This is a genomic window from Paenibacillus sp. Y660 (assembly GCF_057221575.1).
This window is the reverse complement of sequence record NZ_JBXBBJ010000032.1, coordinates 27412-50794: the sequence shown is the minus strand read 5'-3', so window position 1 is coordinate 50794 and position 23383 is coordinate 27412. Positions and strand designations below refer to the sequence as shown.

Genomic DNA, 23383 nt, shown 5'->3' with positions numbered 1-23383 from the left:
AAACGCTAGACAAGCTGTTGCCTTGGTCAACATCGCTACCGCTGACTTGCCACGTGTTTAAATCTTAATCCAGCTTATCTTAGCTCTCATCTGATGACAAGGTGGGGGCTATTTGACGCTTACCTTCATACGCCCTTTTTGGGGTGAGGAAAGCTTTAGGCAAGCTATGACTCGGTTATCGCAACATTATGATCGGTTCCTGATAGATACCGAATTCCAGTTGTATCAATCAGCGGCTGAAAGGATACTCTCTTGGATTAACAATCTTAGCAAAGATGATGAAAGCTATGGATTAATTCATGGCGATTTGCACCAAGGGAACATTGTATTTCATAATGGAGAACCTCGTCCAATTGATTTTGGGAGATGTGGATTTGGATACTTCCTATATGATATAGCACATGCGATTTTGGGGCTTTATCCATGGCAAAGGGAGTTACTGATTAAAGGTTATGAAAGCAAGAGGAGACTAGAAGGCGACTGGCTTCCCGCACTAGAAAGTTTTACAGTGATGGTCATGATAGAGAATTATTGTCACCATGCCCCTGATCCAAGGGAAACCGAATGGCTAAAAGAAGAACAGCCCTATGCACAAGCTATAATAAAAAAATATTTAGCAGGGGCACCGTTTCTTTTTAATCCGATAGAAATTTGAAAGAAAAAAATCCTTTTTTTACTATGGAAAAATTATGCAGATTTATTACGTTAGATACAGTATACTTAAGGTGTGTTTTCTATAATTTGAACTGGAGGTGTCAGCAATGTGCAGTATACCCCCATCCAGAACAACTCACTTATCCGACTCAATCATGTGCACCCTCAAAGAACTACCTTCCGAACTTCAGGTAAAAGCGGCAGCGAAAGCGATCGAGATTAACCCAGAGAACGCGCCGAAAGCCCACCAGGTCCTACTTTTATCACAACAGGAGCAAGCAAACCCCATCAAATTGGCTTTACTGACATTGAAGCGCTGGAGTAGAAGGGGGGTAAACCTGACCGTCGGATTCATCGGGAATCCATCTGCTGAATTGAAAGCACGGATTATTAGCCACATGAATGCATGGAACGTGACCGGAAACATCGTGTTTACGGAATCATCTGACAATCCTCAAGTCCGAATCAGTTTTGATGGTAAAGGATATTGGTCCTATACCGGGACCGATATTCTGCTGATTCCTCCTGACAAGGCCACGATGAATCTTGAAGGATTCAGTATGGATACGCCTGAATCAGAATTCCGACGTGTCGTTCGTCACGAAACTGGTCATACACTTGGCTTTCCTCATGAGCATCGCCGTCCTGAGATCGTGAATCTCATTGACTCGGAAAAGGCAATCGCCTATTTTGCAGAGCGTTATAATTGGTCTCGCGAGAAGACAATAGGACAGGTACTTACTCCACTTGACCCGCTCGTTAGTGAAACGGTGGTGGCGGACCCTAACTCCATCATGTGCTACAAATTGCCAGCGTCCATCATGAAGGATGGCATTGCTGTCGCAGGAGGCACGGACATTGACGCTTCAGATATGCAGTTAGTTGCAATTTTGTATCCCAAGTCTAATGCAAGCAAGAGCCTCATGCATACTGTGCGCAACTCGGACGGAAGCTGGCAGCCTCTGGTGGAGCTGCATAATAAATTCAATATTCAAAGTCCGATCCTTTCTGTTGCAGGTGCAAAAGGCGAAAACGGCGATACGCATTTAGCTTTCGCCACGATCTGGGGAGGACCTGAGGAAATTGGCGAATTGTGGCACACGATTCGCCACTCGGATGGCAGTTGGTCGGCGCCGGACAATCTTTCTCGGTTGCTTGAAATTCCCAAAGGTGTTGCAGCAGTCGCAGCGGCGAGCGGGGCGAATGGAACGACACAAATCATTTTTGCAACCAGCGATGGACATCTATGGCGCACGATTCGTGAAGCGCACGGGAATTGGCAGCCGATTGGCGACCTTCGAAGTGAAGTTAAGGTGCCTGGGAACGTGGTGGCTCTCAGCGGAACTAACGGTGCCGATGGGACTACGCAATATGCGTTCACTACAAATGACGGACACCTCTGGCACACCATTCGGCGTGCTAACGGAAGCTGGCAGACGCTAGGCAACCTATCGGCCGAGCTTTCAACTAAATGGTCTGGAGTAGTTACCACGATTGCAGGGGCTGCAGGTCCAAGTAACGGGGATGCGGTGTTTGTCTTCGCTACAAACCGCGCACATCTATGGCATACTCTTCGCCTTAGAAATGGCGGGAAGTGGAAGGGTTTGAATGATCTAGGAAAAGAATTGCAGGTGGAGAAACGAGTCATCGCAATAGGTGGCTGCTCCGGTTCTGACGGACAAACGCAATTCGTCTTTACTACCGAGGATGGACAGGCATGGCATACCATCCGTTATGCTGATGGAGGCTGGCAAAAGGCTGTTCCACTAAACTGGGTACTGCCAATCAGAGGCTCTATGCCAACTTTGACAGGTGTGACCGGCGACAACGGAGAGACGCACTTTATCTTTTCAACGTACCAGTAACAGAGATTGCTATGGCGGATTTGCTCCCAAGGGCTTATCCGCTATCACTTACTAATGCGCTGTCGAATGGCAGCGCATTATTTGTATGTTAATAAGGTGTGAAATCAATAATCCGGGTAACGATATATGTTCTTGTCCTCCGACAGCTATAGGGTTATAACTATATTGAAGCAATTCGTACATTTTGAGGGGTATGTTTAATGAAGAAAAGAATGAAAATAAGGGATCTGATCTATGTAAGCGGCGAGCATCAAACGAATTGTTTTTATTCGTATGGAATTGAATTTTATGAATTCATGAACGGTGTAGACAACAGGCCGGAGAATCTTTTGCTGCTTAGGCATAATTTTGATAATGCTCAATGGAATCAACACTCTAGATTTGATTATGTCATGAAGGAAGAAATTAATGAATTGATTGAGGATTCTGTTTATGACTATGGAGATTTTTGCTGGGTGGATTTTTCGAAAGAAGAGGATTTGGATGCCTTAAGCAACAATCAGATTGCTGAATTATTGTTTTTTGGTCATCTTGCTAAGCCATTACATAATATTCCAAAGATAAGATTTGCCTATTATGCACATGATGACGGCTGGTTTAACAAGCTCTATGTTACAAACCTTTATGATTATGAAACTCTTCTGGCCAGAGTGATTACTTTGAAACTTCATAAGTTAACCGGAAGAAAATTTTGCGATATACCAAAGGACATAACATCGGCACTATTAGAATGCACGAGAGATGGATTATTCATTGACTTATCGAGAGTTATTAAGAGCACAGTTCAATTAAAAATACCGATTACTACTATTGGACATTACACGGATATGGACAGAGTATACAATTTTAGGGAAGAAATAAGTGATTACAAGTTCTGGTTAGTATATTCAAAAAAGTTATGGAGATTAATCAAGGAAATCTAAATTAGCCTGCTTGGCCAAGTGGATTCTGTTTCCTATTATAGGATGAGGTTTTCATTTCGCTTCATAATAATTGACACTCATAGCTTACTGACAGAATTCATGTGGAGTTTAAAGATGTTGTTGACACGACACTGAATGGTGACCTATAATCAAAGCGACACTGAAAGGTGTCAAATTAGCGATTCACGCCTCAAGGGGCCTACGTTCAAAGAGCCGCATACGCTTAGGAGGTTGTGAAATTAACGGCTGACCTAGGTAATCATATTTTAGGAGAGGGTGTTGTGAGAGATAACGACCAGCTGCGGGATGTGTATGACGCGATTGCAGATCCAACTAGGCGCCGACTGATTCGTCTGTTAGCAGAGGCAGAGGAGATACCGCTGCATGAATTAACGGCACAGTTTCAAATGGGCCGTACAGCAGTATCCAAGCATTTGACAATACTTAAAGAGGCTGGACTGGTACTTGACCGAAAAGTCGGCAGAGAAACGAGATTTAGGCTAAACGCCTCTCCACTTAGAGAAATTCAAGATTGGGTGGCTTTCTACACCAAGTTCTGGAGTACGAATATGTTGCGCTTAAACCAACTATTGGAGGAGGAAGAAGAATGAGTTTAGTATTAACCTTGGATTTTCAATACTCGACAACGATCGAGAAGCTTTGGTCCGCCATCACCGATTCAAGCAAGCTTGCCAAGTGGGTGGTCAACATCCACAATGGTCAGCCGATGGAAAATGATTTTGTGCCTGTCGTAGGACACCGTTTTCAGTTTCGTACTCAGCCGTCCGAATATTGGGATGGCATTATTGACGGGGAAGTGCTTATCGTGGACGCACCAAACCGGGTGTCCTATACTTGGGCCAGCGGAGAGGAGAAGCACACGGTCACCTGGACGCTGCAGGATTTAGGGGACGGAAAGGTTAACCTTCATCTCGAGCAAACCGGATTCGCCAATGTTCATGGTCTCGAAGGCGCAAGGTATGGCTGGGGTAAATGGTGCGGCGAGCTTGATAAGGTGTTGGAACAATAACTGCTTTCGATACTAAAACATCTCCTTCCCCCAGGCTAAATTAATGGGTACGATTGTTGAAAACTGTTTGACCCGAATAGACATAAACCGGCTGCATTTCGTTTGCAGCCGGTTTATGTCTACTTCTCACAATCTGACAAGTTCTTGTCGTTTCGGTAAAGTTCACACTAATTGAATATGGATAAAGCTAACAATGTGAATATTAGTAGAAATTAACACGATCGGAAGGATGTTAAGAATGAGCGAATCTAATCAGGAGTTTATTGTAATCTCTGGTGCGAGGGAAAACAATCTCAAGAACGTATCCTTGCGCATTCCCAAGCGGAAGATCACGATCTTCACAGGGGTATCCGGTTCCGGCAAGTCATCGATCGTCTTCGATACGATCGCCGCAGAATCCACGCGATTGCTGAATGAGAACTTCAGCATATTCGTGCGCAATTTCCTGCCCCGCGTTCCACAGCCGGATACGGACGCGATCGAAAACCTGAGCATGGCTGTTATTGTGGATCAGAAGCGTCTGGGCGGCGGTTCCCATTCTACGATGGGAACGATTACTGATATCTCTCCCATACTCCGTCTTTTCTTCTCCCGAGTTGGTAAGCCCTATGTTGGACAAGCGCACATGTTCTCGTTTAACGATCCGCAAGGCATGTGTCCCGAGTGCAACGGGATCGGTCGCAGGCTAGGCATCGACATGAGCAAGGCGCTGGACATGTCAAAGTCGTTGAATGAAGGGGCAATTATGCTGCCGGACTATCCGGTGAACGGCTGGGAATGGAACATGATCGTTCAGTCGGGAGACTTCGATCTCGACAAGAAGCTGAGCGATTATTCGGATGAGGAACTGGATCACCTGCTGTACGCCAAGGCAAGGAAAGTTAAGATGGATTTCGCCGGCAAGGCAACAAATATAACAGTGGAAGGCGTCATTGAGAAGTTCACCAACAAATACATCAAGCAGGATGTGAAGACGAAGTCCGAGCGCACACAAAAAACGGTTGCGCCGTACATATCCGAAGGTCCCTGCTCCAGCTGCCGCGGCGCGAGACTCAGTCAGGCTGCGCTAAGCTGCAGAATCAATGGACTCAACATTGCGGAGCTGTCCTCCATGGAGGTCGGACAGCTCATCCGGGTCATTCGGGAGATTGACGATCCTGTCGCGGCGCCGATCGTCAAGTCGCTGACGGAGCGGTTGCAGCATTTGGTGGATATCGGGCTTGACTACTTGACGCTGGACCGTGAGACTGATACTTTGTCAGGCGGCGAGTCGCAGCGCGTCAAGATGGTGAAGCACCTGAGCGGCAGTCTGGTGGATGTTACTTACATCTTCGATGAGCCCAGCGTTGGCTTGCACCCCCGGGATGTTCACCGGTTAAATGAATTGCTTCAGAAGCTGCGCGACAAGGGAAATACCGTGATTGTCGTCGAGCATGATCCCGATGTGATCAAGTTGGCGGACCATATCGTCGACGTCGGGCCTCACGCTGGCAGCCGAGGCGGTACCATCGTGTATGAAGGAAGCTTCCTAGGCCTGCTGGAGGCAGGTACACTGACAGGTACTCATATGAAGCGGCCGCTCCAGCTGAAGCACGAATGCAGGCAGTCATCCGGCAAGTTGTCTATCAAGGATGCCACACTGCACAACCTGCGGAACGTGAGTGTAGATATTCCAACCGGAGTGCTGACAGTCGTAACAGGTGTCGCAGGCTCGGGCAAGAGTACGTTGATTAATGATGTATTCCTCAGCCAGCATCCGGATGCGATCGTCATCGACCAATCGGCGGTAGGAGTGTCAACACGCTCGAATCCTGCTACCTACACGGGCATTATGGACGATGTGCGCAAGGCGTTTGCTTCCGCGAACAAGGTTAATCAAGGCTTGTTCAGCTTCAACTCCAAGGGGGCTTGCGAGAACTGCCAAGGGCTTGGTGTTGTGTATACAGACCTTGCATTCCTCGACAGCGTGAAGCTGCCATGTGAAGAATGCGGCGGTAGAAGGTTCAAGGAAGAGGTGCTCGCGTACAAGCTGAACGGCAAGTCAATTGCAGAAGTGCTGGAGATGACTGTGGAGCAGGCATTGGATTTTTTTCAGCTAATAGAGGTTGTGCGTAAGCTTCAGGCGATGAGTGATGTGGGACTGAACTATATTACACTCGGCCAGCCGCTCAGCACGCTCTCGGGCGGGGAATGCCAACGCATCAAGCTGGCAAGCGAGCTGCATAAGAAGGGCAGCATCTACGTGTTGGACGAGCCGACAACCGGCCTACATATGTCAGATATCGGTCACCTTCTGGAGATCATGAACCGCCTCGTGGATGCCGGCAATACGGTGATCGTCATCGAGCACAACCTAGATGTAATCAGCCATGCGGATTGGATCATCGATATGGGACCAGATGGAGGCAGCAAAGGCGGCCAGGTGGTGTTCGAGGGCACACCTCAGCAGATCATCCATACGGAGCAGTCGATCACGGGAAAATACTTGTTGTAGATGCAGTCGAATGACATGAATATGTAACCATATAACTCCAAGCGCTGTGTGATTTTTTATTATAATATATGGTTTTGAGCTAACGAGGAAAAATTGTTGAATAACACACATAGATGAGCAGTCGCTACGGCGGCCTGCTCATTTTTATTTTGCTTTGAAGATAAGGCTCTGGAAAATAAGTGGTAAAATGATGTCTAGTAGGAGGGGAATTGATGGACAAAACACTGGTGAACTTTCTAATCCTGACAGACTATAGTTTGCATCGAACGTTTATTCTGCATGTAAGAGCCCACTTACCCGCAGAAGTTAAAGCATCGTGTTCGTAGTATTAAAGCATTTTATTAACCAGTACCTTGAAAATGAAACGGTAACAAGCCGAAAAAGCCTCCAAATCTTGACTTACATTAGCGGACATCAAGTATATGCTTTGAAAACACATAATGACCGCTAATCTAAATTAGCGGTCATTTGAAACCTGGAGGTAAGTCACGGGACCACACATTGAATAAGTGGCTTGCTGGAGCTTTGATTTGTTATGAGCCACTTGATGGACACAATTGATGTTCCCGGTATTACTCACCGGAAGCCGGAGTTGCAGACTAAGCTTAGTCAGTACGAGGGTATAAGCCAGCATTGGCTTCTATTACCACCTCGGCGGAAATAATCGTACGAAGTCGTGCTAATTTGAGTTCAAATACGCATAGGTGGTGAAATAATTTTGAGGAAACCTTGGAAAGTCGCGGTATTCGGAATTATTGGAATCGTTGTTCTTGTCGTTATACTCGCTGCTGCCTATATCAATAATATTGGATTCTATAACATTAAGCTCATGTACACATTAGGTACAACGGATAAACAAATAGTCGTGATGGATGGGGAGGGGCATTATCTTGCAAAAGAGAATCGTTCCATTGAGTCTCTTCTTAAAGAACGAATGAGCAGCGAAGGCTGGACCTATGTCGAGCAAGAAGGCTCTAATTATTTTTTTAAAAAGGGGGATGAAGAAACGAACGTTACCGTGCAGCAATGGAATCATAACTATATCATTTATCAAGTTAAAGATAACGTCGTCAATATAGCGGACTAGTACGTAATTATGTTGTACACTTTAAATAAACAAAACCCCACCATTGTTATATCAAATGGTAGGGCAGGGCTTTTGTTTATTTAATTATCAGCTTTATCAATTTCATATCCATACACTGTGTAACCTGCGCTATACCGATGCCTGGACTGCGCAGCAGAAGCAGCTTGCCCCTATTCTGCGCCACGATTCTATTTAAGCAATCAGTATAAAGGCAGGGCGAGACACTTCTCTCCTGATCTGACCAAAGAGAATATTATTATTGGTCTTCGTGAGACGGATTATGGTCGATGTGTATATCGCAGTGATAACAACGTTGTCGATCATCAAGTTGTTAACATGGAATTTGAAGGAGGTGCAACAGCGATGTTCAGCATGTGCGGGTTTACGTTCGAGCAGGAACGGAGAATTCAAATCATGGGAACAAGTGGTGAGCTTCGGGCTGAAGGGGATACCATAACGCTGTATGACTTTCTGACCCACCAGAAGACAGAGCTTACAATTCCGCCTCAAGTGACTGGTCATGGGGGCGGCGATGCTGGAATTGTTCGCAGCTTCTTAAAGGAAGTCCGGAATTATACAGGACAAGAAAGCTTGACCTCAGCAGCCGCATCGGTAAGGAGTCACTTAATGGCCTTTGCAGCGGAGGAATCACGCTTAGATAATGGCAGGATGATCGTATTATCAGACTATGCCGAGGCGTTAGCGGCAGCGAAATAGCTCCATCAACATGCATCTGAGTGATGAAGAGTTAATCAATATTTGTTGGAATATAAGAAGTTTATAAAGGTTGTTCGCCGCTGCCTCGCCAATCGCAGGAATGAGAGCGGCGGACAAGGACTGCGTAATAAAGCTTGGCATGAACAGCAGTGGAAACACATAGCCGGCCAGCTGGCCGAACACCAAGGGTGTCAGGTGACAAGAAAATAGTCCGATTGAAGTCCGCGTAAATCGTGGGCTTTTTTTAGTTATAGGACCAAATTCTCGTCATTATGCGATGTCAAAAACTTGATTCGATTACCATTTTGCGACAAGAGCATTGTCCGATTATCTACTTCTACGAAAGAAACTGCATGTGATACGTGCAGAGCTCTCAACGTTCGTTCTACCTAGTGGCATTTCATAAAGTTACTGAATGAACATGCAACATTTCAGAAAAAGTATTTTATTTATAACACTACCTTGACTGTCATGGTACTGTGTTGTATCATTTAGATGCGGAGGTGATTAAATGAGCGAGAACAAAATTACATCCGACCTGTTGCGCGGACATACCGACACGATGATCTTACGGCTCTTATCCGAAGCTGACCGCTACGGATACGAAATTGTCAAGCTGATTGCCGAGCGCTCGGGCGGCGAATATGAATTAAAGGAAGCCACGATGTACTCCAGCGTCAGACGGCTTGAGACAGAAGGCGATATCGAGTGGTATTGGGGTGATGAATCTCAGGGTGGACGTCGTAAATATTTTAGAATTACCGAAAAGGGTAAGACTGCTTACGCCCGCAATATAAGCAACTGGGAGTACGCGAAGCGCGTTCTTGAAAGCTTATTATAAGGAGAGATGATGTATGAATCAGAAATTGACGAATTATTTGAACGGCGTATTTACGCCATACGATGGAGTAAAAAGCGTCACCGAATTAAAGACTGACCTGCACTCCGATTTACAGGAGCGATTCCGTGAACTCAAAGCTGAAGGCAAGGACGATGAAACAGCGTTTAAGATGACTATTGAGAGTATCGGCGACATCGAACAAACGATCCTGGAGGTCGCCAACCTCTCACGCTCGCTGGAACGTCAGGTGGTGACAAACCTTAGCGGAAGCAACCTGGCGAAAAGCGACTTTGCAGGCGTTACGGCCCATAAAGGACAGTTTACAGGCAGCGCGTTGCACGGTTCCGACTTTTCGGGCGCAGATTTGACTGGCAGTTCGTTTAAGAGCAGCGACGTACGCGAAGCTAATTTTAACGGCGCGAATCTGACGGACTGCAGCCTATCCGCACTTGACCTGACAAATGCAAGCTTCAATAAGACGATCCTTGTACGAACCAATTTCAGCAAGTCGGGGCTTGACGGAGCCAAATTCACAGGAGTAAGACTGACCGATGTGACGTTAACGCTGACCGATCTTAGCAAAACGATTTTTGAAGGTTGTTTATTTGATGGGGTTGACTTCAAGTACTCTGCCTTAGGCGGGCAGCGTTTTGACGGACAGACGTTTATCGGCGTTACGTTTGACAAGGCGGCATTAAACGAAGTTTCGTTTAGGGGAGCAACGCTTAAAAATGTGTCTTTTAATTCAGGTTTTACGTTAACGAAGAAATATTATCGCATCATTAAAACGATCTGCTTTGACGGAGCGATGATGGATAAGTTGACTTATGCCTCTCTTAAGGGCATGGAGGCCGATCTGTCTAAGGTTACCGTAATTTAAGGGGGGATAATAATATGCCAAACCAATCAATTAAAGTAACAGGGCTCATAAAGTCCTATAAGGATCTACAGGTTCTAAAGGGCGTAGATTTCGAGGTGGAAGAGGGCAGTATTTTCGCATTGCTCGGGTCCAACGGGGCAGGCAAGACTACGGTTGTCAAAATCCTCACGACGCTGCTCAAACATGATGGCGGATCCGTTGCCGTAAACGGATTCGATGTTGCTTCAAAACCCGAGAATGTGCGACAAGCGATCAGTCTGACCGGTCAATTTGCCGCCGTTGATGAATTATTGACCGGACGGGAAAATCTTATCTTGATTGCCAAGCTGCGATACCTTAAAAACCCACGACAGGTTGCAGACGATTTGCTTAAAAGCTTCGGCCTGACAGAAGCCGCAGACCGCAGAGTATCCACTTATTCGGGTGGTATGCGCCGCAGGCTCGACATCGCCTTGAGCCTTGTGGGAAAACCAAAGATCATATTCCTCGACGAGCCGACCACAGGACTCGACCCTGAGGCACGTATCGAGGTATGGAACATTGTGAAAGAGCTTGCGAACGGCGGTACGACGGTTCTTTTAACCACGCAGTATCTGGAAGAAGCAGAGCAGCTTGCCGACAAAATTGCCATTTTGCATGAAGGTAAGATTATTGCCAGCGGCACGCTTCCGGAACTGAAAAAGATGTTCCCTCTCGCAAAGGTGGAGTATGTTGAAAAACAGCCGACATTAGAGGATATATTCCTTGCAATCGTCAGCAAAAGGGAGGGAAAGTAAATGGAGAGAGTACAGAAACATTTCTTCAGAGATATGAGCATTCTGCTAGGACGTTCTATGCGTCATATTTCTCGCAGCATGGACACCATCATTACGGTTGCCATTACGCCGATTGCGTTGATGCTGCTGTTCGTCTATGTGTTCGGCGGTGCCATTCAAACCGGAACGGATAACTATGTAAATTACCTGCTGCCAGGCATACTTCTAATTGCTATTGCTAGCGGAATATCCTACACGGCTTTTCGACTGTTCAACGATGTGCAGAAGGGCATATTCGAGCGGTTTCAATCCATGCCCATTTCACGTTCCGCATTTCTTTGGGGACATGTGCTGACCTCACTAGTATCGAACGCTATATCCCTTATCGTAATCATTCTCATTGCTTTGATTATGGGCTTTCATTCGTCTGCGGGGATCCTGTCGTGGCTTGCGGTTGTCGGCATACTCGCGCTGTTTACGCTGGCATTAACTTGGATAGCAGCGATTGCAGGCCTGTCTGCTAAAACGGTCGAGGGCGCAAGCGCCTTTTCCTACCCGCTTATCTTCCTGCCGTTTATCAGCTCGGCGTTTGTGCCAACCGAGTCGATGCCGACTGTCGTTCGCGCCTTCGCTGAAAATCAGCCGGTGACCTCGATCGTGGAAGCCATTCGTGCACTGCTGTCGGATCAGCCGGTGGGCAATGATATATGGGTCGCTCTTGCTTGGTGCGTCGGAATTTTGATCGTAGCCTACTTCTTTGCAATGAAGGTATATAAAAAGAAAGTTTGAAAAAGGACATGATCGTCCGGATGAAGTCCGCGGCGCGGAAACCGCGGGCTTTATTTTGTTCTCAGTTTATAGTGCAGGGAAGGATGGAATTTATTGGCATGCTGCAGGAAAATAAGTCTAACAACGTCTCCGTAGATTATTACGCTAACTGGACACGATTGTTCAACTATGCGAAAGCGTAATAAGTGTGATAATTGATCTTATAAGAGTAATATGAGTGGAGGTAATTCCCAAATGTTCAAATTGAAAGAAATAATCATTGGTGTAATAATTTCAGCTTTATTACCATTATTGTTTATAGCAATTTTTAAGAACAATTCATCCACTGAAGTTGTCAATTCTGATGGATCTGTTACCATGACTGCACAGTGGATTAGCTTCACGTTTACATCATACTTGTTTACAGTGGTATGTATTCTAATCATATACATGACTATAAGTGCGGTAATTAAAGTGTTGAGAAAGAAAAGATAATTTATCCAACCGACAAATCGGATGTTATTTCTAATGCTACATTACTGTGATGTAACATAATTTCGGTAACTATCATTTTGTACCTACTGCTACGGCTCAACAATAATGGGAACAACGAACTATTCAAGCTAAAGGTAATAGAGAAATATTTCCGGTCTGGCTGGATCGATGAAGGGGTAAGAGCACCGGAAAGCGTTAATTTGTGCCAGTTAATCTTCCTCTAATGATTGTCCGCTATAATCAGTTTATCTTTTGCCAACTGAGAATAGAGGTGACATCATGGAAAATATGCAAGCGGAAATGGAACGGCAAGCGCCTCGGCCGGAGGTTCGTCAGAAAAAAGAGCGGATTGAAGAAGTGACGCTGCTTCGCTCGTTTGCTTTTTTGGCGGTGGCGCTTCAGCACTGCATTGCGGAGTATATTTATCGGCCCGACATCCTGCCGGCTGACTCGATCATGCTGGCGATGCTGTTTCATTTCACCCGGTTCGGGACACCAACGTTCGTATTTCTGTCCGGTCTGATTTTGTTTTACAATTACAGCGGGAAGCTGCATTACCGTTCGTTTATCCGAAAAAGATTCGGCGATATTTTTATTCCTTTTCTAAGCTGGACGATCATTTACTGGATAGCGGTGGAAGGGGTATTCGGCGGAAAGCTCATGCAGCCATCGGCTTGGACGAATATCTTTCAGCAGCTGATCAAACCGACATACGGCTACCATCTGTGGTTTATCCTAATGATTTTTCAGTTTTATTTGTTATTCCCGTTGTTTTCCCGGTTGGTCGGAACAATCCGATCACGGCTGCGGCACAATTCGGAAGATGAATTATTTTCCAAGGTTGCGGGGATATCCCTGGCGCTTGGTCTGCTGCATGGAGCGCTGATGTGGCTGTCGTACTACAAAATGCCTGGCTGGGCCGCTTCCGTAGGCGGTTTTTGGGCGGAGCTGATCGCGAACCGTTCTTATTATTTTGTCATGTACTTATTTTACTTCCTGATGGGGAGCGTATGCGCCTTCGGCTTGAACCGGTTTCGGAAGTTCGTAGGAGATGCTATGGGCTGGACGATGATTGCTTTCATCGGGGCATATATTTGGCTCGGCTATGATGTATTGCGCTTCTCATCGGAGCGGATCAATTTGAATATTTCCTCCTATTTGAAGCCTTCTACTTTTGCGATTATCGTCTCCCAGCTGCTGTTGCTGTACGGAGCCGCGCTGCTGCTGCAGAAAAGGAAAGGCGCGCTTTACCGCATCCTGCTGTTTATCGGACGGCATTCATTCGGCGGTTTTCTGGCTCACGCATTTGTGCTCATGCTGGCGAGCGGGATAACACGGCCCCTGCATCTCACCGGGTATCATCTTCCGGCGGCGTTGATTACATTTATATTGGTTGCAGCAGGAGCGATCGGATTATCCTGTTTACTGGAAAAGCTGCCGTTCGGACGATGGTTGGTCGGCCCAACGGGCCGCCGAAAGCCGAAGGCGTCTGAGGCAAGCCGTTCCGTTATGCAAAACAAACGCCGGCTGAATTTGGAGAAATAGTCAAATGTTGAAGGGACGTCACTTTCGTGATGTCCCTTTTTTGACGATATTAAATCTGTTATTTTATTACTATTAAGCGTGATTTTTGCTGGATGCTCATCTTGTGGGAAAAGATATTGACTGGTAAAATACGGTTAGAGCGAAAGGAGGAATCAAATGGATCAAATTCCGAACGAGCCGCATAATCAATATTACCAACCGATGCAGCAACTGCCGAAAACAAACAGTAAATCGATTGTGGCGCTTGTACTTGGTATTCTCGCTATAGTTGTGCCTTATCTTGGATTTTTTATCGGTATTGTTTCTATCGTGTATGCAAGTTTATCTTTTAAGGAAATCAAAAAAAACGGAGAACAAGGCCGCGGCTTGGCGATTGCCGGACTTGTATGCGGAATTATAGGTACTGCTTCCTATGCCATTTTTTTACTAATCGCCATAATTGCTTTAATCTTTATTGCAAGCACCGGTACAGATCTGAATTATTCATCGATATAGTCCACTTACGACAGAGAAATCAAGCAGTACTATGTAGTCCATTCTAATACAAAAGTGCTGCCGTAGTATTCATGAGAACACACCTCCAGATGTTACTTTATTTGCTGACCCTGCACAATCACACGGTGATGAGTACTATGGTTTTTTAACTGATTTTGGGAGTGTAACTGAATTAAAGGATGCATACATCGTTCGTGTGATACCACATAGTAAAGAACGTTCTATACAAATGATCTCCAAAAATTTGCGGGATTTTCTTTGATTGTGTCTGTATCATCCGATTGAGGCAAGTTTTTTTAAGCATTCATTCAATAAAAGAAGAATGTGAAGAATCAGCAGAAGGAAGTCGTGAATACAATGCGGTCCGAGCCCTAGTTAAGGCCGGCGTAGCGAAGCAAGGCGTTTCCATGCGCATAGCCGCTTGGATCACCTGCTTCTCCCAGCACACGAGCGACAATGAGTCTCCTGGGAATGCTAACGGACAGGAAAATCAAAACATATGACGAAAATATAGAAAAAGAGATCGTTTCGAAGGGGATCAGTATGTGCAAACAGAACAAATGACGGTCAAGAAACTAGTAGTCGGGATTGTTATCCTTAGCATAGTCGTTATTATGCTGGGTGGCTGTGGTGATAAACCCAATCCCCCTGAGAATATACAGAAGGCAGGAAAGCAATTGAATATTTACGTCGATGGGAATGAAATTCTTATAATTAACAAACCTTTTATAGAGGGAAGAAGGTTGTACCTTCCTCTTGATTCGGTGCTTATTGCTATGGGCTGGACGTACAATCACGAAGAAGATGACTCATTAGCTATCTCTTACAATACACTAAATGAAAGTAGTACGACCTATTTGCATGATGAGTGGGGAGATACGCTTCGACAAGTTGATGGGCATATTTATATCCACTCCAAACGATTAAGTGATTTAACGGATTCAGAGATCGTTTTTAATGCTGGGACAGGTGAAGTTACGATTACGACATCTCCAAACCCCGGCGATGTCACAGATGAAGAAATGGAGGAATTGCTAGCATGGCAAAAGCAACAAGAAACGGCAGGAGAGGATACAATGAGTGCCGAGGAAAGCGAGCAGATCAATTACGGAAAGTATTCTGCTCCGGATATATTCAACGACCTGTACACCTTAGATACGCAACTTAAAGAAGAAGGACTATCGTTATGGGACGAGCTCGGCTTTTACGGAGGTTATTACCAAAGTGAGTATGGGAATACCCCTTGGGATGTCATTACGTTTGGGTGGACGGGTGGAGATGGTGAACACTACGGCTTCTTAACGGAATTCGGATCTGTCCCGGATCTAAATAATGCCCCAATCGTAAGAGTTTCCCCAATGGGTGGGGATGAAGCTGCAGAAGTCATTGCCAACAATATCAGGGAGTTTTTGAGCGTAATTGCTATTGACAGTAGTTTTATATATATGTCGTTTGAAAGTGAAGAAGCCTACCAAAACTACTTGCAAGAAGAGGAGGAGGCGCAACATGAATGGGCACCAACAGAGGAAGAGCAAGCGATTCGCCGTAAGGTCATGTCCAGACTGGTAAATACACTAAATCTACCTAAAATCGATCATCCATATGCATACCTTGATCGCGTAAAAGCTATGAGGGAGAAACAAATCGTTGTTGCCACGCCTGATGGACTCGGGGTAACTAATGTACTCCCTGGGGACAATGGTCGGCAACACGAAACACTTCTGGTGGATGATGATTTGGAAGCCGAAGAATTGAAAGGCTTTTTGAAGCGAGCTACCTATGCCGGTAAACTAGTATTGGCACGTACATTTAACGCAAAGGAATTCCATAGTGTGGAAGTCGAAGAGGCGATGGTAGAAGAAATGACCAGACTCGGACTTACCGATGAAATCGCCAGAATGAACGCATCAGCTTGGTAGATGTTGGGGTGTCGTTCAGATTAGAACAGCAAAAAACAGTTTTACAATGAAAATGTTACAACTGACACAGGGGGCTGGATATAAGAACGGATTTAGATTTTTTACGAGAAGCTATAATCAACGTACAATAAGGGTATTACATTCGATCTTGTTGATGATATTAAGAAGAACATAGTTAGGAGGAATTTATGACCGACCGACTTGCTTTAGAACTAGTTATCAATACTCTGAAAGAGCGGTTGAAACAAAATGGAGACTTTATTGGTATTGATAACGGAGACGGTTCAGTAAAAAAAGTTACGATTCTGTTTCATCCTCCTTGCTTGGAAGATGAACTGGACGATTTTATGAACCAATATGATTTAGTTTTGCCACCAGATTATTATCGGTTTTTATTAATGCATGACGGCGCGAAGTTGTTTTATCACCCCTATTATGGCGGAGAATTCTCATTATTCAATATCGATGCCATTATGGATATCATGAATAGCCGGGATTTTCCGAATGAGTGGTTGATGATCGGTTATCATTATGGTCAAGATTTGCTTATTGATATGGATCGAGTAATAGATGGAAGAAAAGACTACATGCTCTATCGGGATTCAATGGCTCCAATTGATGAAGCACATGATATGGGACTAGATTTTGAAACCTGGTTTAGCCTTGTTTTAGAGAACCAGGGATCAAGTTTTTGGGAAAAAAATAAATTTTGTATCTAGTCGCTATAACGCAAAAAAGTACCGTAGGTCAAAGAAGTCTAGACCGAGGTACTTTTTTTTATAACTCGAGCCAATTTTCGTTGCTCCAGGTGTAGATATTCTAAGTACGACCATTAACAGAGCATATGGTAAATGTCGGGCACATCCATGGCCGTTTATAATAAAAAAGTTCTTGTCAAATTGCAAGTGGGTTTATTTCAATCTACAGACATATGTACAAAATACGAGTTTTGTGAAGAAGTATGTAAAGTAGAAAATCAATTTACGCTTACTCAAGTCTTTTCGTTGTCTATGGACAAAAAAACTCCCTACATCAATGACAACAGGAATCGGAATAGATAAATGCTTTTTGCAAAGTTCAATACTAAATTCCAAGAAATAAAAAAGCCGAATGGATCGTTCTCATCCACTCAGCTCTTAGCTTTATTTTACAATAATTTGTAAAATATCACTTGCCGTTGTTCCACTTCCATTTATAAACTCGCCGCGATATTGATAAATGCCTGGAACTTTCCCTGAAATTTGTGTAATGGCCGATTGGGCACTTGGTGTTTGTGAAGATAAAGATTGCGTTTCAATAAGTTCGCCATTTTCATATAATCGATATTGTGCTGCGTTCGTGCCCCACCACATATTAGCAGTAATGGTATAGTTCCCGCCTTGATTCCAATTGTCGCTGGACAACACAGGTTTGCCAGGATTCACATCAGCCACGGTGACGGTGTGTGGATCACATGAAGTCGTTCCAAACAAATTCGATAACTCACATGTATACACATAGGTTCCGTTTGGCTTACCTTGAATAGGAATAATGGAAGTCTGGGTTGCCGGCGATGCATCGGGCAGTGCCTTCGTTTGGATCAATTGGCCATTCTCGTACAACTTATACTGTGAGCCATTGTTTCCCCACCACATATTCATCGTAACCTCATAATTGCCATCATGTAAGCCTGTCGCAACACCACTATTATTCGAAAGTGTCGGTTTGCCTGGCACCCCGCTCGCAAGCATTGCCTCATTGACGGAATGCCGTTCGAACTTGACTGCATCAGCCCTCGTATAGATCATATCGGCAGGAAGGGTTGGCGGATCTACAGTTGTCGGAGTTTCCCTGGTTAAACGAACATACTCGCTGCCGTCTCCTGTAAAGTCGAACGTTCCAAGATTAACCCAACCCGACGAGCCGACTGTCGCATCGATATACGTGACCTCGGTAACCGACTTGTGCTTTACTTCTACTTTGACATGACTATCGTTTGCCGTTGTATGGACGAGCTTATAGATGGAGACCGTATATCTCCCCTCTGGAAACATCGCCTTCCACGTCGCCGATGATCCTTGAACGGTAGAGTAACGGGACTTAACACCAATTTTGTATCCGGCTAAATTGCTTTGGCTCCAAGATCCTTCCGTAGCGTACAACCCGGTCGTATTCGTGCTGTCGACAATAACCGTCAGGTCCCTGATCGTAATTGTCAAAGGAGGTGTTGTTAAGGTCACTCCGTCAATCGTTACAGTGGCCCACACCTCGATGTGATCTGTTTCCCCATCGAGGCTTTGAAGGGTCAACAAACCGTTACTGTCTACTTCAGCCAGTTCGGTTCTATCAACGAAATACTGCAAGTTTGCATGTGACAAATCACCGATCAGGCCGTTATCCAAATAACCGGTTACGCTCAGTTGAGCCGTTTGAGTCATTTGCAATTCGTCCCGATCCGACATGATGGCCACAGACTCCAATTGCGGCGTCCTATTAGGGTCCACCCACATCATTGCATCGGCAACTACCCGTGACTTGTTGGCCTTATTGGTTAATTCGACATACCCGCTATCGCCTGCTGCAAAAGGATAAGCTCCCAGGAACACCCACGTCCCATTGGCCGTTGTCTCATCAACGCTAACTGTCTCGGAGCCCCCGCTATAATAAACGGTAAAAGAGGCATTCGTTGCCCAATTTTCGCTTGTGGCGGTTATTTGCGGAAGCTTGTAATACACGCTATAAGTGACACTTCCGGGCAGTTCCGGCCGCCAGTGAATCTTGCTTGTCGCTGTGCCGGAAGTTGATTTCGCATATACATAATTATCGTAGTAATAGTCATTGGCCGTTGTATCTCGTATCCAGACGCCTTCTGTATCCGCCTCTGTATTATCCACAATGATGGATGCTCCATCCTGCCAATCCGGTTGGACCGGAGTTGCCGTTACCTGATCAGGCAGATATAGCGTCCGCTTGCGGGTCTGTTTTTCGTCCGATTCCACATAATAAGTGAAGGTTTGGGATAAATCATTTACCCGTATCGACCATTCCATCGGATATATCGTATCTGGAACGGTTGTGTACGTGGCCCCGCCATCCAAGGAGTAATGGATCGTCGCTGGTTTCGTCGTTTTTGCCTGCACGTAAGCATCGTAAGACGTTTCGTCGGGCTTGACGATTAGCATGCCTTTAACAGCATCAATTGGACTGTGGATATCGAAGAAATAGCTTGCATCCGATGTATCGGCAGTTCTGACCTTGTGCAGCGGCACAGAGATATCCAGCCCCTCCACAATGATAGCGGTTATTCCCTTGCTTGAGACTGTGGCGTTAATGATTCCGCCACTCATAACTGCTTGCTCTGGTGTGCCATTATCGCGAATGATGGTTACGGTATAATCTTGAGCCGGGTTGAACCCAATGATTTGCGCATTCAATTCGATCGGAGTCTGTACTTCAGCTGTTGATTCGTTGCTTAATCCGATGTAGAATTTATTTCCGCTCTCTCCCGTTATCCAGTTCAATTGAGGATGATTGGTCTGGATAATCCCCTTGGGCATCCAGAGCCAAACGTCGGAATTGCCGTAAAAATGACCTGGTTTATTCCCATAGAGATGATATTTGAACCATAAAAAATTAGTTTCGAATACGGAAGGGAATGAAATACTCCCATTCGATTTCAGCGTTTGTTCGCTGATCAGATAATCCATCGTTTGCCCGAGCTGCGCAGGCATATGGTGATAATAGATGGATGTAGCCCCGCTAGGACCTTCCAGAGGAAATTCCGGCTCCAATTGACTAATGGCGAAGCCCTTGTAGTAATAACCTGGATAGCTGGAATATCGTCCGATGACCGCATTATGAGCGATATCCTGCAGCAGTTTATCGCCTGTATAGAGCGACAATCTCAGCATGAAAGGAGCCTCCTGCGCATTCATCCGATAATAGCCAGTTGTACTTCCCGCCTCAAATGTCAACCCGTTGGGTGAAACAAGCCAACTTTCCGCTTGTACGCCTCCGGCTACGTCTTCAGGGAGCTTGCTTCTAGGATAATCGTATTTACCACTTTCCGGCCAGTGGAACGACTCCGCGTAATTATACGTCATCGGCTGCGGAATCGTAACCGTGCCTTCAGGTACCGGACGAGCAACAAACATCGTGGCGTACTGTTTGGCTTCCTTGTACGCGGCATTCAAGTATTTGGGATCCTTCGTTTCCTCGTAAAGCTCCAAGATCTCCATCCACAGCTTGCTATAATAATAAATAAACTCATTTTTATTCACATTCACGGTTTCAGGAGTATCGATATGTTGAATGATATAGCTGTCAGCTGCAGCCTTGGCAGCCTGTAAATACTGCGCATCTCCCGTCATACGATACATCATTAGGGGCTGAATGACAGGCCCCCGATCTTTCTGGTCAGGATCACGCACAAGGTACTCTTCCTGCGCCAGCGCCTCAATTCCTGCCGAAGTACCCATCATTTGATTGACAGCGGATACGCTTGAAAAATCGAACGGCAAGGTTGCCATTTTCCATAACGAAGGCACGCCGTATACTTTCTTCTGCGTCGGCGACCAACCGATACCATTTCGAGATACACCATACTGGATGGACGGCAGCGCTCTCGTATCGTAAAGCTGGTCATCCCCGGTCAAATAGTAAGCCCCCAGAAGAACCGCATTCGATGTTGTTCGAACGCTATCCTCGTTCTCGATATCAATAAAGCCCTTTGCACGGCTCCACCACCCGCTAGGTGACGGGACATAATTAACAGAGTCGTCCCCCTGCGGCTCTATCTTAAGCAGATCGATCATATTGAACATCGCGTCAGTAAGCGACTGATCGGCGACATTTTCCCGGTATGCCGAATAACCGTATTCACTGCGGAGAATATCCTCGTAGACCTCATATAGACTGCTGTTTTCAGCGATTAGCCCCATATGAAATTGATAGGTGCTTTCTGCGGTCATTTGCGAATAAGCTCCTAGCTGAGGAGCATAAAGGATCGGCTGCACGCTGCCTTCGTTGTTGACAAGACTCATGCCAAGCCGTTGTTTGGAAACGCCACCCGTCGGTTCAAACTCGATTGGAAGCTCTTCCGACGGTACAAATACGCCATATGAAAAAGCGTTTCCCGCGCCGTCGTTCTTTTCAACCAGACTCATCGGAGCGCTCAGCTCCCTTAAACTTGTTGATTCCACCGAACCTACCATTTTTGCATGCGACCTGAAACCATTTAACACTTCATTGACGCCAGAGATTTGCTCTGTTGTGAAAGACTGATAGCCGATCACATAATTGCCATCCCGTCGAGGTGTAAAGGCGAAGGAAACATCAGGTTTATCCCCTGACATGGACCAGTTCACTTGTAAATCGTATTCGCTTCCATGTGAAGAATCCGTTAATAACGCCGTGTGGCTGTCAGGGAATTCGATCTCGTCGAATGTAATCCAGCGTTTGTTCATCGTATCGTAGTAATTGGTTCGACTTCCCGCATTCCCATCCAATAAGACCCATTGTTCTTCAAGTCTTTCCGCCACATTATTGACAGGCACCCAGTTCCCCGAATCCGTGTCCTTGTAGAACATATCACGAACGATGGATTTGCCTCCATCCCAAGCAGCTTCATAGAAGGTCGCCTTATAGCCAGCATTCTCGATGCTGCCTTTTTCCGTATAACTGAGATTCGCCAATGTACGGCTGCGCAGCGGAGGCAACGGCGGAGCTTGCTGCCGAATATTCCCTTCGAACTTGACCGCATCGGCCCGCGTAATGATCGTTCCGGTCGTAGGTTGCGTTCGAGTCAGCCTGACAAATTCACTATCATCACCGCTGAAATAATAGGACCCTAAATCAACCCATCCGACCGATGGGCCTGACGAAGGCCTCAGATCCATAAACATGACATCCGTAATCCCGTTGTGAACAATTTCGATTTTCACATTACTATCTGCTTTATCCGCCCAATTTAGCTTGTTGAACGAAATTCTCGCCGTCCCTGCTTCCAATCGCGGATTCCATGTGATGCTTCTTCCCACAGCATCGGTATATTGGGAACTGGAATTATGATATCCCTTCACTCCCGTACTTGTGGTCCAATAAGGAGCGGAGTACCCGTTATTCGCGTTATTTACATCGGTGGTGACGACACCCTCAATCGTGATGCTTCCATCATCAATGATGATCGTCTTATGAGGCTCTTTTTGCTGAATATTCCCTTCGAACTTGACTGCATCAGCACGAGTAAGTATCGTACTGGTGGTGCTGGTAGACCGAGTCAATTTAACGAATTCTTCACCAACCCCGGAAAAATAGTACTCTCCCAAATCAACCCATCCCGGAGGCGCACCGGATGAAGGTCTCAAATCCATAAAAAGAACATCCGTTATCCCGTTATGAACGATTTCGATTTTTACATTGTTATCCGCTTTGTCCTCCCAGTTAAGCTTGTACAACGATATTTTTGCCGTTCCTGCTTCCAATCGTGGATTCCATGATACGGTTCTACCTGCTGTACTCGTATATTTGGAACTGGAATGATCATACCCTTTCACCGCTGTACTTGTGGTCCAATTCGGAGCCGAGTATCCGTTATTCGCGTTATCCGGATCAGGGGTCACAACACCATCGATCGTGATGCTCCCGTCATCGATGATGATCGTCTTATACGGCAAGGTCTCCGCATTAGCGGTCCCTATTCCGAATAGGCTTAAAGGAACTATCATCGTCATGATGAAAACGATTAACAAAAACAGCTTCCTTTTTATCATACAACTCACATCCTCTCTATACTTTGACAGCGCTTACAAAATAATATTAACCTCCTTTGTTCGAATGATCGTAAAGAAGCAATTATCTGTATCCGTCTGGTTAATCCCCTCTGTCATTTTCATCATAGCATGTCACATAATCGTGAAATTTCTTTAATTTCATCAA

The 23383-nt window shown here is 45.6% G+C and carries 16 protein-coding genes and 1 pseudogene; 16 read left to right on the top strand and 1 reads right to left on the bottom strand.

Translation table 11 applies throughout. From position 1 onward, the window contains the following. Positions 1–112 precede the first annotated feature (112 nt). From AC2TDN_RS23565 to AC2TDN_RS23490, 16 genes and pseudogenes are all read left to right on the top strand, one after another. Entirely contained in the window at positions 113–655 is a 543-nt protein-coding gene (locus tag AC2TDN_RS23565) for a phosphotransferase enzyme family protein (RefSeq protein WP_484690377.1), read from the top strand. A gap of 397 nt (positions 656–1052) precedes the next feature. Continuing rightward, positions 1053–2519: a zinc metalloprotease gene (locus AC2TDN_RS23560; protein ID WP_484690376.1), complete on the top strand. Its 1467-nt coding sequence runs from the start codon at positions 1053–1055 to the stop codon at positions 2517–2519. Positions 2520–2719: 200 nt separating this feature from the next. Next, positions 2720–3442 carry a hypothetical protein gene (locus AC2TDN_RS23555; RefSeq protein ID WP_482069600.1) on the top strand — a complete coding sequence of 241 codons (723 nt, stop codon included), beginning with the start codon at positions 2720–2722 and terminating at the stop codon, positions 3440–3442. 281 nt (positions 3443–3723) lie between these two features. After that, positions 3724–4053, top strand: a complete 330-nt coding sequence (locus tag AC2TDN_RS23550) for an ArsR/SmtB family transcription factor (protein ID WP_482069601.1) — start codon at positions 3724–3726, stop codon at positions 4051–4053. Further along, positions 4050–4472, top strand: a complete 423-nt coding sequence (locus tag AC2TDN_RS23545) for an SRPBCC family protein (RefSeq protein ID WP_484690375.1) — start codon at positions 4050–4052, stop codon at positions 4470–4472. Before AC2TDN_RS23550 ends, AC2TDN_RS23545 begins: the two co-directional genes overlap by 4 nt. Before the next feature lie 238 nt (positions 4473–4710). Beyond that, positions 4711–6966: an ATP-binding cassette domain-containing protein gene (locus AC2TDN_RS23540; RefSeq protein WP_484690374.1), complete on the top strand. Its 2256-nt coding sequence runs from the start codon at positions 4711–4713 to the stop codon at positions 6964–6966. A 718-nt stretch (positions 6967–7684) separates the two neighbouring features. Next, positions 7685–8053: a hypothetical protein gene (locus tag AC2TDN_RS23535; RefSeq protein ID WP_484690373.1), complete on the top strand. Its 369-nt coding sequence runs from the start codon at positions 7685–7687 to the stop codon at positions 8051–8053. Between the two features lie 135 nt (positions 8054–8188). Beyond that, a pseudogene (locus AC2TDN_RS23530) lies at positions 8189–8770 on the top strand (gfo/Idh/MocA family oxidoreductase); the annotation flags it as partial. Positions 8771–9281: 511 nt separating this feature from the next. Continuing rightward, positions 9282–9611 (top strand): PadR family transcriptional regulator, encoded by a 330-nt coding sequence (locus AC2TDN_RS23525; RefSeq protein WP_482069605.1) that lies wholly within the window; start codon positions 9282–9284, stop codon positions 9609–9611. Positions 9612–9624: 13 nt separating this feature from the next. After that, positions 9625–10491 (top strand): pentapeptide repeat-containing protein, encoded by an 867-nt coding sequence (locus AC2TDN_RS23520; RefSeq protein WP_484690372.1) that lies wholly within the window; start codon positions 9625–9627, stop codon positions 10489–10491. 14 nt (positions 10492–10505) lie between these two features. After that, positions 10506–11267 (top strand): ABC transporter ATP-binding protein, encoded by a 762-nt coding sequence (locus AC2TDN_RS23515; RefSeq protein WP_482069607.1) that lies wholly within the window; start codon positions 10506–10508, stop codon positions 11265–11267. Continuing rightward, on the top strand, positions 11268–12035 hold the full coding sequence (locus AC2TDN_RS23510; protein ID WP_484690371.1) for an ABC transporter permease: 768 nt from the start codon (positions 11268–11270) through the stop codon (positions 12033–12035). 753 nt (positions 12036–12788) lie between these two features. After that, positions 12789–14054 carry an acyltransferase gene (locus AC2TDN_RS23505; protein ID WP_484690370.1) on the top strand — a complete coding sequence of 422 codons (1266 nt, stop codon included), beginning with the start codon at positions 12789–12791 and terminating at the stop codon, positions 14052–14054. A gap of 156 nt (positions 14055–14210) precedes the next feature. Further along, positions 14211–14549: a DUF4190 domain-containing protein gene (locus AC2TDN_RS23500; protein WP_484690369.1), complete on the top strand. Its 339-nt coding sequence runs from the start codon at positions 14211–14213 to the stop codon at positions 14547–14549. A 545-nt stretch (positions 14550–15094) separates the two neighbouring features. After that, on the top strand, positions 15095–16468 hold the full coding sequence (locus AC2TDN_RS23495) for a hypothetical protein (protein ID WP_484690368.1): 1374 nt from the start codon (positions 15095–15097) through the stop codon (positions 16466–16468). A gap of 188 nt (positions 16469–16656) precedes the next feature. After that, positions 16657–17187 (top strand): SMI1/KNR4 family protein, encoded by a 531-nt coding sequence (locus tag AC2TDN_RS23490; protein WP_484690367.1) that lies wholly within the window; start codon positions 16657–16659, stop codon positions 17185–17187. Between the two features lie 423 nt (positions 17188–17610). Here AC2TDN_RS23490 and AC2TDN_RS23485 read toward each other — a convergent pair whose 3' ends face one another. Beyond that, positions 17611–23217 (bottom strand): golvesin C-terminal-like domain-containing protein, encoded by a 5607-nt coding sequence (locus AC2TDN_RS23485; RefSeq protein WP_484690366.1) that lies wholly within the window; start codon positions 23215–23217, stop codon positions 17611–17613. Between the last annotated feature and the right edge of the window lie 166 nt (positions 23218–23383).

Bases quoted from the DNA above. Each gene is read 5' to 3' on its own strand.
- AC2TDN_RS23545 (WP_484690375.1), top strand. From the start codon at position 4,050: ATGAGTTTAGTATTAACCTTGGATTTTCAATACTCGACAACGATCGAG.
- AC2TDN_RS23540 (WP_484690374.1), top strand. From the start codon at position 4,711: ATGAGCGAATCTAATCAGGAGTTTATTGTAATCTCTGGTGCGAGGGAA.
- AC2TDN_RS23505 (WP_484690370.1), top strand. From the start codon at position 12,789: ATGGAAAATATGCAAGCGGAAATGGAACGGCAAGCGCCTCGGCCGGAG.
- AC2TDN_RS23555 (WP_482069600.1), top strand. From the start codon at position 2,720: ATGAAGAAAAGAATGAAAATAAGGGATCTGATCTATGTAAGCGGCGAG.
- AC2TDN_RS23510 (WP_484690371.1), top strand. From the start codon at position 11,268: ATGGAGAGAGTACAGAAACATTTCTTCAGAGATATGAGCATTCTGCTA.
- AC2TDN_RS23515 (WP_482069607.1), top strand. From the start codon at position 10,506: ATGCCAAACCAATCAATTAAAGTAACAGGGCTCATAAAGTCCTATAAG.
- AC2TDN_RS23560 (WP_484690376.1), top strand. From the start codon at position 1,053: ATGAATGCATGGAACGTGACCGGAAACATCGTGTTTACGGAATCATCT.
- AC2TDN_RS23500 (WP_484690369.1), top strand. From the start codon at position 14,211: ATGGATCAAATTCCGAACGAGCCGCATAATCAATATTACCAACCGATG.
- AC2TDN_RS23485 (WP_484690366.1), bottom strand. From the start codon at position 23,217: ATGATAAAAAGGAAGCTGTTTTTGTTAATCGTTTTCATCATGACGATG.
- AC2TDN_RS23525 (WP_482069605.1), top strand. From the start codon at position 9,282: ATGAGCGAGAACAAAATTACATCCGACCTGTTGCGCGGACATACCGAC.
- AC2TDN_RS23520 (WP_484690372.1), top strand. From the start codon at position 9,625: ATGAATCAGAAATTGACGAATTATTTGAACGGCGTATTTACGCCATAC.
- AC2TDN_RS23490 (WP_484690367.1), top strand. From the start codon at position 16,657: ATGACCGACCGACTTGCTTTAGAACTAGTTATCAATACTCTGAAAGAG.